The organism is Bradyrhizobium sp. Ses1, from assembly GCF_059512365.1.
Genome location: NZ_JCAMOQ010000005.1, coordinates 282,626 through 297,911, shown reverse-complemented (window position 1 = coordinate 297,911; position 15,286 = coordinate 282,626). Strand labels below are relative to the sequence as shown.

The 15,286-nt window shown below is 61.5% G+C and carries 19 protein-coding genes and 1 pseudogene; 17 read left to right on the top strand and 3 right to left on the bottom strand.

Annotation, left to right across the window (positions count from 1 at the left end):
• Nucleotides 1-81: 81 nt before the first annotated feature.
• From AC5ZG5_RS09745 to AC5ZG5_RS09705, 9 genes and pseudogenes are all read left to right on the top strand, one after another.
• Nucleotides 82-284 (top strand): annotated as a pseudogene (locus AC5ZG5_RS09745) (ATP-dependent DNA ligase); the annotation flags it as partial.
• 456 nt (nt 285-740) lie between these two features.
• Nucleotides 741-926, top strand: a complete 186-nt coding sequence (locus AC5ZG5_RS09740) for a hypothetical protein (RefSeq protein WP_456644317.1) — start codon at nt 741-743, stop codon at nt 924-926.
• 1,832 nt (nt 927-2,758) lie between these two features.
• Nucleotides 2,759-3,229 (top strand): MarR family winged helix-turn-helix transcriptional regulator, encoded by a 471-nt coding sequence (locus AC5ZG5_RS09735; RefSeq protein WP_028165529.1) that lies wholly within the window; start codon nt 2,759-2,761, stop codon nt 3,227-3,229.
• Between the two features lie 81 nt (nt 3,230-3,310).
• Complete coding sequence (locus tag AC5ZG5_RS09730) at nt 3,311-3,679, top strand: nuclear transport factor 2 family protein (RefSeq protein ID WP_456644318.1); 369 nt, start codon at nt 3,311-3,313, stop codon at nt 3,677-3,679.
• A gap of 3 nt (nt 3,680-3,682) precedes the next feature.
• A complete protein-coding gene (locus AC5ZG5_RS09725) occupies nt 3,683-4,123 on the top strand; it encodes a hypothetical protein (RefSeq protein ID WP_208822928.1) in 441 nt (146 codons plus the stop codon).
• A 223-nt stretch (nt 4,124-4,346) separates the two neighbouring features.
• Entirely contained in the window at nt 4,347-4,553 is a 207-nt protein-coding gene (locus tag AC5ZG5_RS09720) for a hypothetical protein (RefSeq protein WP_028165531.1), read from the top strand.
• A 609-nt stretch (nt 4,554-5,162) separates the two neighbouring features.
• Entirely contained in the window at nt 5,163-5,432 is a 270-nt protein-coding gene (locus AC5ZG5_RS09715; RefSeq protein ID WP_456644319.1) for a hypothetical protein, read from the top strand.
• A 56-nt stretch (nt 5,433-5,488) separates the two neighbouring features.
• Nucleotides 5,489-5,662: a hypothetical protein gene (locus AC5ZG5_RS09710; protein ID WP_456644320.1), complete on the top strand. Its 174-nt coding sequence runs from the start codon at nt 5,489-5,491 to the stop codon at nt 5,660-5,662.
• A 242-nt stretch (nt 5,663-5,904) separates the two neighbouring features.
• On the top strand, nt 5,905-6,135 hold the full coding sequence (locus AC5ZG5_RS09705) for a hypothetical protein (RefSeq protein WP_028165532.1): 231 nt from the start codon (nt 5,905-5,907) through the stop codon (nt 6,133-6,135).
• Nucleotides 6,136-6,165: 30 nt separating this feature from the next.
• On the opposite strand, the gene greA is transcribed toward AC5ZG5_RS09705, so the two are convergent.
• A complete protein-coding gene (gene greA / locus AC5ZG5_RS09700) occupies nt 6,166-6,651 on the bottom strand; it encodes a transcription elongation factor GreA (protein WP_456644321.1) in 486 nt (161 codons plus the stop codon).
• Between the two features lie 1,266 nt (nt 6,652-7,917).
• Here greA and AC5ZG5_RS09695 point away from each other — a divergent pair.
• The 6 genes from AC5ZG5_RS09695 (at nt 7,918) to AC5ZG5_RS09670 (ending at nt 11,890) form a co-directional block, all read left to right on the top strand.
• A complete protein-coding gene (locus tag AC5ZG5_RS09695; RefSeq protein WP_028165535.1) occupies nt 7,918-8,121 on the top strand; it encodes a hypothetical protein in 204 nt (67 codons plus the stop codon).
• A gap of 113 nt (nt 8,122-8,234) precedes the next feature.
• Complete coding sequence (locus AC5ZG5_RS09690) at nt 8,235-8,483, top strand: hypothetical protein (protein WP_028165536.1); 249 nt, start codon at nt 8,235-8,237, stop codon at nt 8,481-8,483.
• A gap of 271 nt (nt 8,484-8,754) precedes the next feature.
• A complete protein-coding gene (locus AC5ZG5_RS09685; protein ID WP_456644322.1) occupies nt 8,755-10,044 on the top strand; it encodes a hemolysin family protein in 1,290 nt (429 codons plus the stop codon).
• A gap of 196 nt (nt 10,045-10,240) precedes the next feature.
• Entirely contained in the window at nt 10,241-10,840 is a 600-nt protein-coding gene (locus AC5ZG5_RS09680) for a formyltransferase family protein (RefSeq protein ID WP_456644323.1), read from the top strand.
• A gap of 197 nt (nt 10,841-11,037) precedes the next feature.
• Nucleotides 11,038-11,394 carry a hypothetical protein gene (locus AC5ZG5_RS09675; protein ID WP_080663820.1) on the top strand — a complete coding sequence of 119 codons (357 nt, stop codon included), beginning with the start codon at nt 11,038-11,040 and terminating at the stop codon, nt 11,392-11,394.
• Nucleotides 11,339-11,890 carry a hypothetical protein gene (locus AC5ZG5_RS09670; protein WP_456644324.1) on the top strand — a complete coding sequence of 184 codons (552 nt, stop codon included), beginning with the start codon at nt 11,339-11,341 and terminating at the stop codon, nt 11,888-11,890. The genes AC5ZG5_RS09675 and AC5ZG5_RS09670 overlap by 56 nt, the downstream gene beginning before the upstream one ends.
• 51 nt (nt 11,891-11,941) lie before the next feature.
• Here the strand turns inward: AC5ZG5_RS09670 and AC5ZG5_RS09665 are convergent, their stop codons facing one another.
• Nucleotides 11,942-12,142, bottom strand: coding sequence for a hypothetical protein (locus AC5ZG5_RS09665; protein ID WP_028165540.1), 201 nt, complete (start codon nt 12,140-12,142; stop codon nt 11,942-11,944).
• A gap of 9 nt (nt 12,143-12,151) precedes the next feature.
• Nucleotides 12,152-12,550: a RidA family protein gene (locus AC5ZG5_RS09660; protein WP_456644325.1), complete on the bottom strand. Its 399-nt coding sequence runs from the start codon at nt 12,548-12,550 to the stop codon at nt 12,152-12,154.
• Nucleotides 12,551-12,713: 163 nt separating this feature from the next.
• Between AC5ZG5_RS09660 and AC5ZG5_RS09655 the strand changes: the two genes are divergently transcribed.
• Together AC5ZG5_RS09655 and AC5ZG5_RS09650 are read left to right on the top strand one after the other, a co-directional pair.
• On the top strand, nt 12,714-13,592 hold the full coding sequence (locus AC5ZG5_RS09655; protein ID WP_456644326.1) for a DMT family transporter: 879 nt from the start codon (nt 12,714-12,716) through the stop codon (nt 13,590-13,592).
• A gap of 182 nt (nt 13,593-13,774) precedes the next feature.
• Nucleotides 13,775-15,217, top strand: coding sequence for a caspase family protein (locus tag AC5ZG5_RS09650; protein WP_456644327.1), 1,443 nt, complete (start codon nt 13,775-13,777; stop codon nt 15,215-15,217).
• Nucleotides 15,218-15,286: the final 69 nt, after the last annotated feature.

The window sequence follows — 15,286 nt, the reverse complement described above, 5'->3', positions numbered from 1 at the left end:
GCCGAAACACGTGGAACTCCGGACCGGAACGAATCAAGTTGCGGCACTTTGAATCGGCCTTCGTCGCGTGGAGTCATGCGAGTGGCGTTTCAGCGTAAGAAGCCGGCGGCCCTCGGCACCAAGGCCCCTTACCCGGCGCCAGATGGATCCATGAGATCAAGTTCGACGGCTATCGCGTCCAGGTCCACCTCGCCAATGAGACGATCAAGGTGTTCACCCGCCGCGGCAACGACTGGACCAGGCGGTTTCGCAAGATCGCCGACGACGCCTGGCACATCTCGGCTTTCGCCCATGCGCCACCCCGAGCCTCGTGAAGTCTATCTGCACGTCATTTCGATGGGCCCAAGCTAAGAACCTCATCCAGCTCCGCCGCGCGCGCGGCTTGCCGCGCTTTTCGAAGCAGCTTCTCCCGCTCGGCACCAGGCGATAGGTGTCTTGCGCGAGCGCGAGCCTCTTCGGCAGAGCTGATCAGTCGTTCCTGGAGTGAAGTGGTCGTTTGGCCCGATTGCGCTTACGTTTGCCTTCCATGTAAAAACGCTAATCGCGGACAGTCTAGAGCTACATTCAAGTAAGTTAAGACGTCAGGGAAAATTGGGCCGGTTCGCTGCGCCTCGATTCAAGATGTCGGGACGCGTCGAGCCCAGTGCATGGCATTGGCCCCGGCATGAGCTTCCGCAGGTTATTGCCTTGGGATACCTGCCTGCCCTATTCCTGGGTCTTCCTGGAACCCGGAAAGAACCATGAAGGATATGCAGGCGCACCTGGAAAAGCTTCGGAATGAAGCCGAGGAGTGCGATCTAATCAGCAAGGTCGCGACAAACGCGACGAAGAAAGCACTCTTTGCAAAGCTTGCCGAACACCACCGAGCGTTGGTCAGGGATGTAGAGCAAGCCATCGCGGCCTCGTCGGTAGATCCGAGCGATTGAATCCTACCGCCAGCCGTTGCGGGCATTAAGGCGCAGCCCGGCCGGGGGTAAGACCGAGCTCGGGGGGGGGCTGTGCACACCCGGTTGGTGATCGTGTGGGCACACCATACAATTCGCGCGCGGAGCCTTTGTCCCTAATCTGGCGGCGGTGCAAAAACGAAGAAGACTATCGTTTTTCTGCAGCGACCAAGGCCTGTCGCAGTCGCGATGGTGCTGCTGGAGTCGAGATTGGCTAGCCAGAGGACCTAATGACGGCCCGCTGGAACATCGACAACGATCAGCCGCGCGTCTCGTTCCGGTAGTCAGCTGGGAAATCGAGTTCCTAAGCTCAGGCGATCCGATCAGGTGGTCGCCGCCCGAGGCGTCCTTCCAGTTCTGCTCTCAAGCGCGCCACCTGCTGAAGGCGGGCTGATAGATCCTCGGCAGTACGACTCAAGCGTACCCCCTGCGTAAGACGGTCTGATAGATTCTTGGTAATACGAAGCAGCAGAATGATGCGATCACCTTCTCTCATAGCGTCACCAGGCAATGTAGAGTGGCAGCAGCAGAGAGTAAATGAGCAGCCGCGGATCTGTTCCGGCTGCAGGGCGACAAGCACCAAACGATTTTCAGCGGTCCGCCCGTATCCCAGGACAGATGGACGTGCCGCACGGCCGTATAATCGACGCTGTAGCCGCAAGACGCACCAGATCATTTCGTCCTGGTGGACTTTCCAGCGAAAAGAACGTGGTGGGATATTCTACGAGACAGCGCTGTTCAGAAAGTGTAACCCATGTGTCCGGTACGTTTTGTCACCTATGTCTCGGGCCGCTCAAATACTTGCGCCAAAACACTTGCGCCAAAACTCAGACGACGAACATACGCGATGATATCATCAGCGATATGGTCGAGGTCACCTTAGCCGGCCGCATCCGTCTCAATGCGACAGCTCAGAGCGTCGGGCCGGTTTGCGCGCGCAGCTGTCGGATGGCCCATAACAAGTTCGGCCGGACCTCGCTGGACCTGCCAGCCTTCCAGGAAGCCGAGACGCCGCTGATTGAGCCTGTCAGTCGTGATTGTGGCGTGAGTTAATCACCCATGGACAGAATCTCACCGGTTTGTGTGGGGAGTTTCGGCGCGTTTGGGCCATTAATCAGCTATTGACCCCAGCAGGGATCCTCCCATGGAGTTGCCTGCACCAGATTTGTTGGCGGGCGTCTTTCTTGTCGGCGCTCTGGTTGGCTATGCCGTCAGAGCTTTTATGTCCGCCAGGCGTCGGACTCGAGCCCGCAAGCGACGACATGATTTCAATTAACTCACACCCATGACGCCCCGGAGCCTCCTCGGGTGGGGATCGATCCAGCAAAAGTGATGGGGGGCCCAGTGGAGTTTAGTGATAGATTTATGACAGCAGGCCTGACCTACCCATTTACCGTTTGGAAATGCTTCTCTTTCCCCCGAATTGGACCACAATGAACGAGGCAGAAGAGCCTCGTCGATTGGAGCGAGTAGCCCGCGAACAAGCTGCGCTGTGCCTCCTCGACGAGTCGCGCAACGCCATGCTCGAGATCGCCGGCAACTACGCGAGAGCCGCGGCGGTTTCCCAGACGTCTTCCCCCCTCCTCGCGGGCGTGTTCGCCTGGTGGTGGAAGTTGGTGTGTGGGTAAGAGCGCCCCTTTGAGGAGCGCCTTCGCGCGTCCAGGGCAGCGTCATATGTCCTCACGCGTTTGCACGCTAGCGGCGGCGCAGTCGCTTCCTGAGACGCTACCGATAATGGTAACGGGGAAGGTGCTGCGACCGGAGCTGCGCGCGCGAGGATAGATTCTCTTCGGCAAATTCGACACGGTAGGCAAATGCAAAAAACCGCTTCTCACGCCGCGGGCCTGCACCGCGCCTCCCTCAACAAGCTCCACGATTTGGACGCGGCGCTGGAGCTCATGTACTATGGTTGGCGCGGGATGACGCTCTCGGCCGACCAGTATCTCGCCACGCTCGGCCTATCTCGCCCGCACCATCGCATTCTCTATGTCGTCGCACGGCGGCCCGACATCTCGATCGGCTCGCTGATCGAGGTCCTCGGCATTTCCAAGCAAGCTTTGAACCGGCCGCTCGGCCTGTTGCTCGAGCGCAAGCTCCTGACATCGAAGCGGTCGCCCGAGCAGCATCGATCCAAATTGCTGCGCCTGACGCAGGCAGGGCAACGCATCGAACAACGAGCATCGGGCTACGAGCGGGAGGTCCTGCGCGAGGCATTTGATCGTGCTGGGCCGTCCGGCGCAGCCGCGTGGATGGCCGTTATGGAAGCCATCGCCGACAACAACTGACTGCGCTCTCAGGTCAACCTGATTGACGTCAATATCTCACTGTGCCACTCTTCAGCGGTTGCACTTGAGGAGGGCGGAAGCATGAGCGGACGGACAATGGACCGGGCGGCCGCCGGGCGCTTCGTCGAGGCGTGGTGCGCCAACTGGTGCAAGGTTGATATCGATGCCGTCGTCTCGCACTTGGCCGACAACGCCGAGATGCGCAGCCCCCTGGCGCTCAAACTGACGGATTCTCCCGTGGTCGTTGGCGCCCAGAACATTCGCGCCTACTGGCGCAAGGCTTATGGAGGCATCGAAAACGCAGACCTGAAAATCCTGGACTGGAGCTGGGACGAAACGATCGCGCGCCTAACGGTGTGGTGGCAACTGGGCGACACGCGCGCCAGCGAGTTCATGGACTTCGATGATGCCGGCCGTGTGGTGCGCAGCGAAGCCTTCTACGGAAAGTAGCCCATGCGATTCTCGGATTTCGTCCTGCTCCTCAACGCACTCTGGTTCGGCGGCGCATTCATCCAGTTCAGCATTGCCCAGCGCAATACGCTGAAGATCCTGGTGCCCCGGGAAGAGCGCGGCAATCCGATTGCACCGACCTTGTCCGCCAGCGTGGCATTTCTGGGCGGGATCAATCTGCCAATCGGTCTCTTGTCGCTTTATCTTCTCGCCCGGCCGCCCTTCTTTCAGGCGATTGACGCGCAGCTTGCGCTGTTCCTGTTCTTCGCCGCGTGCCACTTCAGCCAGTTCGCCTATAACCTCCCGGTCCTGATGCGCGGGGGTCGCGTCGGGGTGGCATACTGGCCCGTATTGAAGGGCCCGATGCTCAGGATTTTCGTCATCGATGCGACGCTGTTCGTGGCAAATCTTGCCGCGGTTTTGCTGCTGGCGTCGCGTTCCTGATGCTCCGCCGTCGCGGCGGTGTCGCCTTCCCAGAGCGGCGATCGCGTTGATGAGCGTCTCCGCGCTTTCCGCCTGGCCTGCTCTGCTTTCTTTCCAAGAAGACTTTCATACTCGCTGACGTTTTCATTTCGCACGAAACTCGCTGGCGGCGATGCAAACCTGATCTCGTTTTCCTCCGCAGGGCGCCCAACTACACGAACCTATCCCTCCAGGAGGAAGTGAAATGAAATTCGTTGCAGTCGCCTTGACCACTTTGGCCATGCTCTCGCTGACCTTCGTGCCGGCGGATGCCGCCAAGCGTCATCACCGCGCGCACCACGCGAAAAATTTGGGTAATCCGAACGGCACAGCCGCCGGCCCCACCTCGCTGAGTGGCACCGGATCGTCGCAGTACGGAGGATCAAGCCCGGGTACCGCGGGCAAGAATTGATCCACGGAAAGTATCTCTCTGCTCAAGGCGCGGCGACGATGATGTGTGGATGTCCGGCGCTTGATCCGGACGCGCTGCATGCCTTCGCTGCCGCAGCCGAGCTCTCCGTGGATTGTGGCCTGATCTTGTCGCTCGCGTGGCGGACTGTGTCAGGCGCCGGACCGTTTGCATCGCACGAAACCATTTTCCACCAATGACGAAAACGTCCTGAAACAAAGTGCGAGCTATCTACGTTTCAAAAGGAAAACAGGGATGGCAAACATGCAGTTCATATTGGACCTATTCTGGGAACAATCGTGCAGCACATATCTCGCCTCCCTGGCACAACAGGAGGTGCAGCAATGATCGAGACCTCTGCAGCAATCCTCGCGCTGGTGAGCGTGGGTATCTTCCTCGCGCACGCGCTCGACGCTTATCGGACCGGCTAGCCCGACTCTGATTTCGTCTGGATGCATTCCCGCTCCAGCAATCTTGAGCGGGCGCTGTCTCACAGCGCTGCTGCCGTACCGCGATAGCCCTCGCCGAGCGCACCGGCCTAAATTCCCGCGCCTCCGGAAACGTTTGCCGCCTTGCGCGTTTTTGCAAGGAGCCAACATGGGAGGAGCGCGCATGCGGACCTCAACTATCGCAATGCTCATCGCCCTGGGAAGCGCGATCGCGCTGCCGGCAGCGGCGCAGCAGATGACACCCGGCAAGCAACAGATGCAGGACGACGCCAACAAGGGCGTCAAGACCCGCAACTCCGGCGAGTCAGGCTATGTGGCAGGCCAGGAGAAGCAGGGCGCGCGCGTTCCCGATCAGTCTGACCAGAGCCAGACCACAGGATCCAGCAATGGAACCGGCAACCAGGGTTCTGGATCGGGCGGAAGAAATCGATAGCGCGCAGCCAATCAGCGAGACCTCTGACACCACGGCGACTGCGCCAGGAGATCCGAATGACGACCGCGGCAAAGCTCCTCGCGCAAAAGCAGCAATTGCTCGAGCGGCTGCAGGAGAATCCCGGGGCGAACGAACGCGCGGAGATCGAGCGGCTGCTCGAGCAGATCGACACCGCGTTGAATCTGCTCGATGAAGCCGGCTCCAGCGGCTCCTGCGAAGAGTCCGACTAGCGTGGGTCGGATGGCTGCCTACAAAATCGCCTTGCCGGAACCGTATCTCGGCGCTTTTCTCAGAATTGTGGGTCCTTGGGGCGACACCTAGGGTTTCACCTGGCCTCGTGCCATCCACCCGCAAGAGCCCCCGCCTTCCTCCCGGTCGGTGGGGGTTTTGTTTTTCATCAAGCGGATCGGCCCGAAGAAAAAGTATAAGATGGGCCCGTGAGGAATTGCCCAGCTCATTTCGAGGAAGCGCTATGGATAGTGATTTTGTCGGTTACCAGCATGCGATGCTTGTTCTCATGCGCCACATATTGGCCGAGCAAGCACTGCAGAGTGGCGAGGAGCCGATGCAGTGGCTCCGCAACTTCAAGAGCCGGGTGGTCCAGGACATCAAGGGAACGTCAGGTCCTTCGGAGCAGGACGAACTGGCTGTGATCCCGGTGTCTCTTGCCGTGATCGACGACGTTTTTGCCGATGTGATGTAGTTTGAGACCAAGCGCTCGCGGCACGAGCGGTCACGCCTCGCCAAGCGCATTCATACGGGAGACGTTGAGGATTTCCGCCTCACCGCTGCCAACGCGGACAACCTCTCCCACCCTCCTGCCAAACAGCGCTCGCGCCAATGGTGAGGCGTGCGAGACGGTGCCGTGAGCAGGATCCGCCTCGTCCTCGCCGACGATCCGAAAGGTCTGTTGTCGACCGTCATCGCGGAGGATTGTAACGGCATGTCCGAACCGAACCCGGCCGTCGTCCTCGGGCTCTGCCACCACATTGGCGGAAGCGCGCCTCGCGCTCCAATAACGCAAGTCACGTGAGGCGCTCGCGATCGCCGAGCGGTCGCCCTCCGCCTGTGCCGCCACCAACGCTTCTTGCGCGGCCGCGACTGCGGCCTCGATCTGGGCAAGGCCTTCCCTGGTGACATCGTTTCGCGCGTCCGAAATCGGGCGATCGGGCAGATCGTCGAGCTTACCCTCGCCTTCCCTGACAAAAGCGCGGCTCATGTTACTCTCAAGCGCGTCGGGCCAACGCGCGGACCCATCACTTCGCTCTTGCGTTCGGCGCCTTGGTCCTGCGGCCCTTCCAGATCATTCTCTTCTGGCATCTTCGACTCCGAGACTGGATATTTGCAACGGGTCCGAACCGGCGTCGTTCCTCGATCACCTTCACGTAAATCGGGATAGTTCGGCATCATTCTTAGGAAAATTCGGAACGCCTGGCCGCCTCCTAGGTTATCGTCCCGTCGATTGGGACGACATGATCCACCTTCCCAAGGGCCCCGGCGATTGTCCCCCGAGCAAGCCGGGGCCCAACTTTTTGAGAAGCAAAGATTGAACGCGCTGGATTTCTTCGTACCGAACGATGCAGACACATCGCGATATCACGACAATATCAGCAGACCATTCGACTCTGGTGAGGCAAGTCCACGATGAGGGGCGCAGAGATTCATCATAGCCGCTGGCCATGCAGCACCAAGGGATTGAATTCACCGTCGAGAAAACCAGGCAGCGCCACGTCTGGCGCTGGATATTCTGGATCGGCGATCAAGCGAGAACCGGCCTGATGCGAACGCCGTTGGAGGCGCTCGCGATACGCCGGACGCAAACGCTGATCGATCGCGAGTTGAAAAAGCGGGCTCAGGAGAATGCTTGTTAGAGCGAGGTCGACGCGCCCGGCGTGCCGATATTCGTGAACCGCCGAAAACAAAAAGGACGAGGCCCGGTCAACCTAGAGACCGAGCCTCGTCGCATCATCCCCCGCCCCATCAGCGCGATGATGTCTGGTGGAACGATCGTGTCATACGCAAAATCTGAGGCGCGATCCATCCGGGCGACTACGGGACGTCGAGCATTTGCGATCGGCGCAGCATGACAGAACGGTCCGGCAAGCTCTGTCTGGCTTCGTCACCGGCACCTGCGATTGCGCTGCAGCAGCGGTCTGCGCCTGCAACCTCTCGTTTAATTGATTGAATTGCTAGCGGCGCGCCTCGCACAGATTAGAAAGCACCGATGGAGGCTGCCGTGCTTGCCGAAAAATTCTTCCTGTTGCTGGAGACTCTGAGGAGCTACACCGAGACCGACGGAAGTCAGCGCGTGGTCAGCACGTCGCCGCACGTCCCGCTCCAACTCCCCGAGGCCCAAGTCATCTTTCTCTACCCGTCCAGGGCCGACACGAGACAGCGGCACAGTTTGAATAGCTGACGTGAACCACGTCACAGCGGTCGGCGTTTCGGCGCGCTAAACAGGGCGCCGTAGGACCGCGGTGCCGCCATGGAAAACAAGTTCGACCTGCCCACGATCATTGCCGCCGTCGTTGTCGCGGGGTACGCGGCAATCATACTGGAATATGTCGCTCACGAGGATCTCGGCTTTTCCACCACGCAGATTCGGCACGTCGCGATGATCGCCGCGGTGCTTGCCGGCATCTGGGTCGCAATGGACATGCTGCGCTCGAATCCGGATGAGGTCGAATGAGGATGGCACTGATCAGCCGTTCGAAATGCAACCCGGACGCTATTTTGTCCTAGGTATTCTCTGACGAATCAGACCTACTCGCGTCTTGATCGATTCTCACACGGTTTGGCGGCATGACCCAACCAGAGATCTTGGATCAAGACATCCGCGCGTTGCAGGAATGGCTTCGCGCCGCTTGGCTGCAACTCGCTGATCCCTCGCTGACCGCTTTCGGCCGGCGCGAACTGCGCAACCAGATGAAGCAATACAACGCCGATCTGCGCGCGCGTCTCGAGCGCGTTGCCGCGCCCCAGCCGAAGCAGAGCGGGCAGCCGGAGCGCAGCTTCGCAAGACCAGAGATGCGGATTCTCGCTTGGCGCTAGACTTCTGATTCGATCAGAACCGAACATGCGCCAGGCCGTCAGGCCTGGAGCATCCACCTGCGTCGCTCTATCGCCAGCTATTGCGGTGGCCGAGTTTGTACCGCCGCTCCCCGGCTTCACGATGTGACGCCCCTCACACCGAGCCGAACCTGTGTTAACACCTTCGCGCGGCGCGGCTGTTCCCGACGGCGGTCGGCAAGCCGCAGCCAAACGGGTTGCGTTTCCTATATGTTCGGTGCTGTCGCGGCTGAGCGTTAAAGAAGGTTTAATCGTGCTTTATCTGGAACTTGCGATCGTTTTTGTCCTGATCGTCGTCAATGGCCTGCTTGCGATGTCGGAACTGGCGATCGTCTCCTCCCGGCCAGCAAGGCTGGCGGGATTGGTCGAAAAAGGCGTGAGCGGCTCGCGGCAAGCGCTGGCGCTTTCATCCGACCCGGGCAAATTCCTTTCCACCGTGCAGATCGGCATTACCCTGATCGGGGTGCTCTCGGGCGCTTTTTCCGGAGCAACGCTTGGGCAGCGGGTCTCGCAATGGCTGCTCGGATTCAGTGTCTCCCCAGCGCTCGCCGATGCCATCGGCGTCGGTCTTGTCGTCACCGTCATCACCTATGCCTCGCTGATCGTCGGCGAGCTCGTGCCTAAGCAGATCGCGCTGCGCGATCCGGAAGCGATTGCGGTCAGGGTCGCGCCGGCCATGGTGTGGATGGCGAGGATCTCGCTGCCGCTGGTTTGGCTGCTCGACCGCTCCGGCAAGGCGCTGCTCTGGCTGCTCGGCCATCGTGGCGAAGCCGAAGAGAAAGTCAGCGAGGAAGAAATCAGGACGCTGGTGGTCGAAGCCGAAAACGCCGGCGTGCTCGAGCCCGGCGAAAAAGAGATGATCGCGGGCGTGATGCGGCTTGGCGATCTCCCCGTTGGCGCGGTGATGACGCCACGCCACGAGGTCAGTTCGATCGACCTCACCGATCCCCCTTCCGAGATTCATGCAACGCTGCTCAAGACCAACCACTCTCGCGTGGTCGTATTCGACGACAATGGCGACGTTGCACTTGGCATCGTTCAAGCCAAGGATCTGCTTGATGCTTATCTGTCCGGCGGAACGCCGGACATCCGCTCGCTCGTCCGTCAGGCGCCGGTGATTCCGGAGACCGTCGATGCACGCGACGTGGTCGCGATCCTGCGCGATTCTGCCGTCCATATCGGCCTGGTGCACGATGAATACGGCACCTTCCAGGGCGTGGTGACGAGCGCCGACATTCTGGAAGCGATCGTCGGCGCGTTCCACACCGAGGAGGGGCCGGCGGAACCCGCTTACGTCAGGCGCGATGACGGCTCCTACCTGATCTCGGGCTGGATGCCGGCGCTCGAATTTGCCGACCTGCTCGGCATCACCCTGCCCTCGCCGCGGCCCTACCAGACCTTTGCGGGCTTCTTGCTGCAGGAGTTCGGCGCGATCCCCAATGTCGGCGAAAAGGTCACGGCCCATGGCTGGCAGTTCGAGATCGTCGATCTCGACGGCCGGAGGATCGACAAGGCCTTGGTCAGCCGCGTGGAAGAGACGTGACCTATCTCTTATGGCCTGGAAACCCACCGGTTCCCGGCCCTGCCCTGACGGCTGTTGCGCACCCGTCCCATGCGCCAGACCGGCTCGCTGCAGCGCCGTTCTGTTGATAACCAGGAACTTGTCCATCCCCGGCGGCGGGATCGTCGGCCGCCCTGTGCTATCGGCATAACGGCAAGATCAGGTACGGAACACAGATATGCGGATTACCCTCATCGGTTCCCGCCATTTCGGCGTGGCGACCTTGAATATGCTGCGCCAACGCGAAGTCGACGTCGTCAGGGTCGTGGTGCACGATGGCGAAGACCGGCTGGCGGCGGCTGCGCGGGCCACAGGGATCGATGTGGTGGTGCAGGCCAATCCGAAGCTCGTTGTAGCCTCCGAGATCGCCCCCGACACCGATCTGATCGTAACGGCCCACAGCCACGCCCGCGTCGGCAAGGAAGCGCTGGCCGCCGCGAAACTCGGCGGGATCGGCTACCATCCCTCGCTACTGCCCCGACATCGCGGCATGGCTGCCGTGGAATGGACCATCAAGGAAGGCGATCCGATCGCCGGCGGCAGCATCTATCATCTCGCCGATCGCATGGATGCCGGCGCCATCGCGGCGCAGGACTGGGTGTTCGTCAAGAAAGGCGAAACCGCGCGCGAGCTCTGGGAGCGGGCGCTGGCGCCGCTGGGGCTCCGGCTGCTCGCCGAGGTGATCGACTATGCCAGAGCTCATGGCAGCCTTCCTGCCAAGCCGCAGGATGAGCAATTCGCGACCAAGGCACCCAGTCTCCCTGACGCCAGGCACTGAACGCCCAAAGTCTGCCGCAAGAATCGAACGCGCCTGTCTTTCGGTGTGCGGATTCACGCTGCGGATTCACCATGCAAGTTCACCATGATGTGTTTGATCGCGCAGGAACTTTTTGCCTTCCACAGGACGGCCCATTTTGAACACATTGTGTCCGGATAAGCCGGACTGATCACACACATTTCAAGGAAAACTGATCCATGCGTCCTGACCGCATTCGCGCGCTCTTGTTTGCGTCCTTTCTCGGTTCTGCTGCCCTGATTTCTGCCCCTGTTTCGGCCCAGCAGCCCTATGACGGCCTCTGGCAGGTCACCGTGGTCACCAAAACTGGAACCTGCGAGCCTTCGACCTCTTCCACGGTTACGGTCACGGACGGTCAAATCTCCGCGCCGGGCGCTGGCATCTCGGGCAGGGTCGGCCGTGAGGGCCTTGTGCGAGTCTCGATCAATGGTGCATATGCCAACGGACAGCTCAGTGGCAACTCCGGATCGGGGAAGTGGAATGGGGCATCAGCAGGCGTACCGTGCAGCGGTCGATGGGAAGCTTCCCGTCAGTAAGATCCACCGGACCTCGAAGCTGTTCCCGTCCGCACGGCGGCTGACTGTCGCGGCGGCATTTGCTGCGGCAACGTTTTTGGTCTCCCCCGGCCATGCTCAGTCCGGCCCGTTTGCCGGGATGGCCGGCACTTGGTCTGGCGGTGGCAGCGTAACCTTGGACGACGGCTCCAGGGAGCGCATCCGCTGCCGCGCGACCTACCGCGTCGGCGGCGTCAACATGGCGATGTCGCTAACCTGCGCCAGCGATGCCTACAAGTTCAACCTGCAAGCCGATGTCGTCGCCCAGGGTAGCGCGATCTCCGGTAACTGGACCGAGGGTAGCCGCGGGATCAGCGGGAGCCTGCAGGGCCGCGGCGGCGGCGGTAATTTCCAGGTTGCCGTTAATGCCGGCGGGTTCAATGCGAACCTCAGCATGCGGACGAGCGGCAACAAGCAATCTGTCAGCATCAGGGCCGATAACGGGTTCCGCGAAGCGGACATCTCGCTATCGAGATAGCTCGCGCACGCCGCTCGCCCGCGGAAGCGGGCGATAATTCAGGAAACCCGTTCAGCTCGTCTTCGGCTTCGCCAGCCGCTCGGCGGTGTCCTTGATGGTCTTGGCGATCAGCAGAGCCTGCTCCTTGTTGAACGCAAAATCCTGCACGCCTTTGTGCGTCGTCAGCGACAGTACCATGATGTCGGGCTGATGTTCGGGCCAGCCGGTGGCGAAGCCGGTCACGAAATCCGCCGACGTCTTACGGTTTGCCATCAGCGCCACCTATGCCGCGGGAACGAAGGCGGTGACTTCGATCTCGACCTTGGCGCGTTGATCGACCAGGCCGTCGATATAAAGCAGAGTGGACGGCGGGAAATTGCGCCCCAGCGTCTCCTTCCAGGCCGCGCCGATTCCGGCGCCCGCGGCCTCGTATTCAGCACGATTGGTCAGATACCAGGTCAGGCGCACGATGTGCTCAGGCCCGGCGCCGGCTTCGCTCAAGAGCCTGATGATCCGCTTCAGTGCAGTGGCGACCTGCGCTGCCATCTCCGGCGCGTAATCGCCCTTCTCATCGCCGCCGGTCTGGCCCGCCAGCACGATCCATTTGCCTGATGCGTCGAAGCTGACGCCGTGCGAGAAGCCGCGGGGTTTCGACCATTCGGCCGGTTGCAAGACATGCATGAATTTATCCTCCCAGAAGCGGGACGATGCTTAGCACCTAAGGGGCCATCACGGCAAAGCTGAGGGCCTGCATCGCTGCCTTCTCGGAATCGCGAGTTGCAAATCGCGTGGGCCTCGCCGATACCGATGTTCCCGCCCGTCCCCCTCCTTCTCCGCATCGCCAATGGACCGCACCCCTTCCAAGATCAAGGCCGCGCTGTGGATGGCGGGCTGGCTCACGCTGATGCTGGTGATCGCGATTGCCGGCCGCGAAGCCATGCGGGACATGAACGTGTTTCAGCTCATGGAAGCGCGCTCGATCCTCGGCTTCTTCATGCTGTATCCGCTGATCCACGCGAGTGGCGGATTTTCGATCCTGAAGACCGCGCGCGTGCACATGCACATCGCGCGCAATCTGATCCATTACGGCGCGCAGCTCGGCTGGTTCTTCGCGCTGACGCTGATCCCGATCGGCCAGGTGGTGGCAATCGAATTCACGATGCCGATCTGGACGGCGATCCTCGCGGCGGCCTTTCTCGGCGAGCGCATGACGGTGTGGAAGGTCGCGGCGATCGTGCTCGGCCTGATCGGCGTGATCATCATCGTCCGCCCCGCCACGGGCGAGATCAATCCGGGCCAACTGATCGCGCTTGCGGCTGCCGTAGGTTTCGGCATCTCGGTTGCGATGGTGAAGTCGCTGACCCGCACCGAGCAGACGCTGGCGATCATCTTCTGGATGCTGGTCGTGCAGTCGGCCGCAGGCCTGTTGCCGTCGCTCTATGTCTGGATATGGCCGCCGGCATATGTCTGGGTTTGGGTCGTCCTGATCGCCTTCTGCGGCACTTTCTCGCACTACTGCATGGCGCGCGCGCTGCTGTACGCGGACGCGACCGTCGTGATTCCGATGGACTTCCTCCGGGTGCCGCTGACCGCGACCGCGGGCTGGCTGATCTATTCGGAGCAGCTCGATCTGTTCACCGTGCTCGGCGCGGTGCTGATCCTGACCGGCAATCTCCTGAACTTGAAACCGAACGCGCCGGCTCACGCACGCGCAGGGACCTGACGATCTGCGCGGTTGTGACGTAGATCACGTAGCCGCCGCGCATTTCATGGCATGCCTTATGGCAACTCGATTCTCTCGTCGACCGCAGCGGTATTTTTATGCTGCGCGAACGGTGGTGTTATCGTGTAGTCTGACACAATGCGATAGAGCCAAAGCCTTTTCGATTCTGCTGGGGGATTTCAATGCGCACCCTTACCCTCCTCGCCTCGCTGATCTGCGTGGCGCTGACCGCAACGGCCGCCCGAGCCGACAGACGCGTCGCCTTCGTCGTCGGCAACGGCGCATACAAGAACGTGACGCCGCTTCCCAATCCGACCATGGACGCCAAGTCGATGGCCAGCGCATTGCGCAACGTCGGATTCGAGGTGGTCGAGGGCACCAACCTCACCCGCGACAAGATGACCGAGAAGCTGCTCGACTTCGGCAAGAAGGCGCAAGGAGCCGACATCGCGGTATTCTACTATGCCGGCCACGGCATCGCGATCAGTGGCACCAACTATCTTCTGCCCGTCGATGCCGACATCAAGTCGGAGATGGACGTCAAGCTGGGCTCTGCCATCAACATCGACCTCACGCTCGACCAGACCATGAGCGACGCCAAGGTCAAGCTGGTGTTCCTCGATGCCTGCCGCGACAATCCGTTCGCCGCCAAGATCAAGTCGAACTCGGCGACCCGCAGCGTCAACGTGCAGACCGGCCTTGCCGAAATGAAATCCGGCGAAGGCACGCTGATCGCGTTCGCAACCGGCCCGGGCCAGACCGCGCTCGACGGCCAGGAAGGCGCCAACAGCCCGTTCACGCGCGCGCTGATCGCCAACATCACCCAGCCCGGCGTCGAGATCCAGCAGGCGATGACCAAGGTCCGCGCCCAGGTCAACGAGGAGACCAGCAAGGGCCAGTTGCCCTGGGGCCACACCAACCTGATCGGCTCGGTCTATCTCAACGGCGCGCCGGCGAACAACCCGGCCACCGCGGCGGGCACGCCTGCGGCATCGACCGCGGTTGCGGCCGCGCCGAGCTCGGACGTCGAGCTCGAGTTCTGGCGTTCGATCAAGGACTCCAACAAAACGGAAGAGTTCAACGCCTATCTCTCGAGCTACCCGAACGGGCAGTTCCGTTCGCTCGCGCTCGCCCGCATCGCGGCGCTTGAGAGCGCCGCGGCTCCGAGCGCGCAGACGCGTAACCTTACCGCCGGCATCGATCCTGCGACCTTCACCGAGGAAGCAAGCCAGGTCACCGAGGACCAGATCGGCCTCGACAAGGGCCAGCGCCGCGACGTGCAGCGCCGCCTCAACGGGCTCGGCTTCGATGTCAAAGCCACCGGCAAATTCGACGAGCCCACCCGCGCCGTGATCACGCGCTGGCAGGCCGCGCGCGGCTATCCGAAGAGCGGCTACCTCAATAGGCTGCAGCACAAGGCGCTGCTGACCGAGGTCGTGGCGACCACGTCGACGAACTCGAGCGATGAAGAGCGTCCGCGCCGTCGCGCCAGCAGCGGTGGCGGCGGAGGTGGTGGCAGCAGCGCTCCCCCTCCCCCCCGCCATCACGGCGGTGGCATCGATCCGGGAGCCGCCTTCGTCGGCGGCGTCGTGGGTGGCATGCTGGGCGGCGCGTTCCGTCGCTAACGCCCTTGAAACGTTCAGCGAAAAGCCCGGCTCACGCCGGGCTTTTCAGTTTCTGGCGGCTCCTCGTCG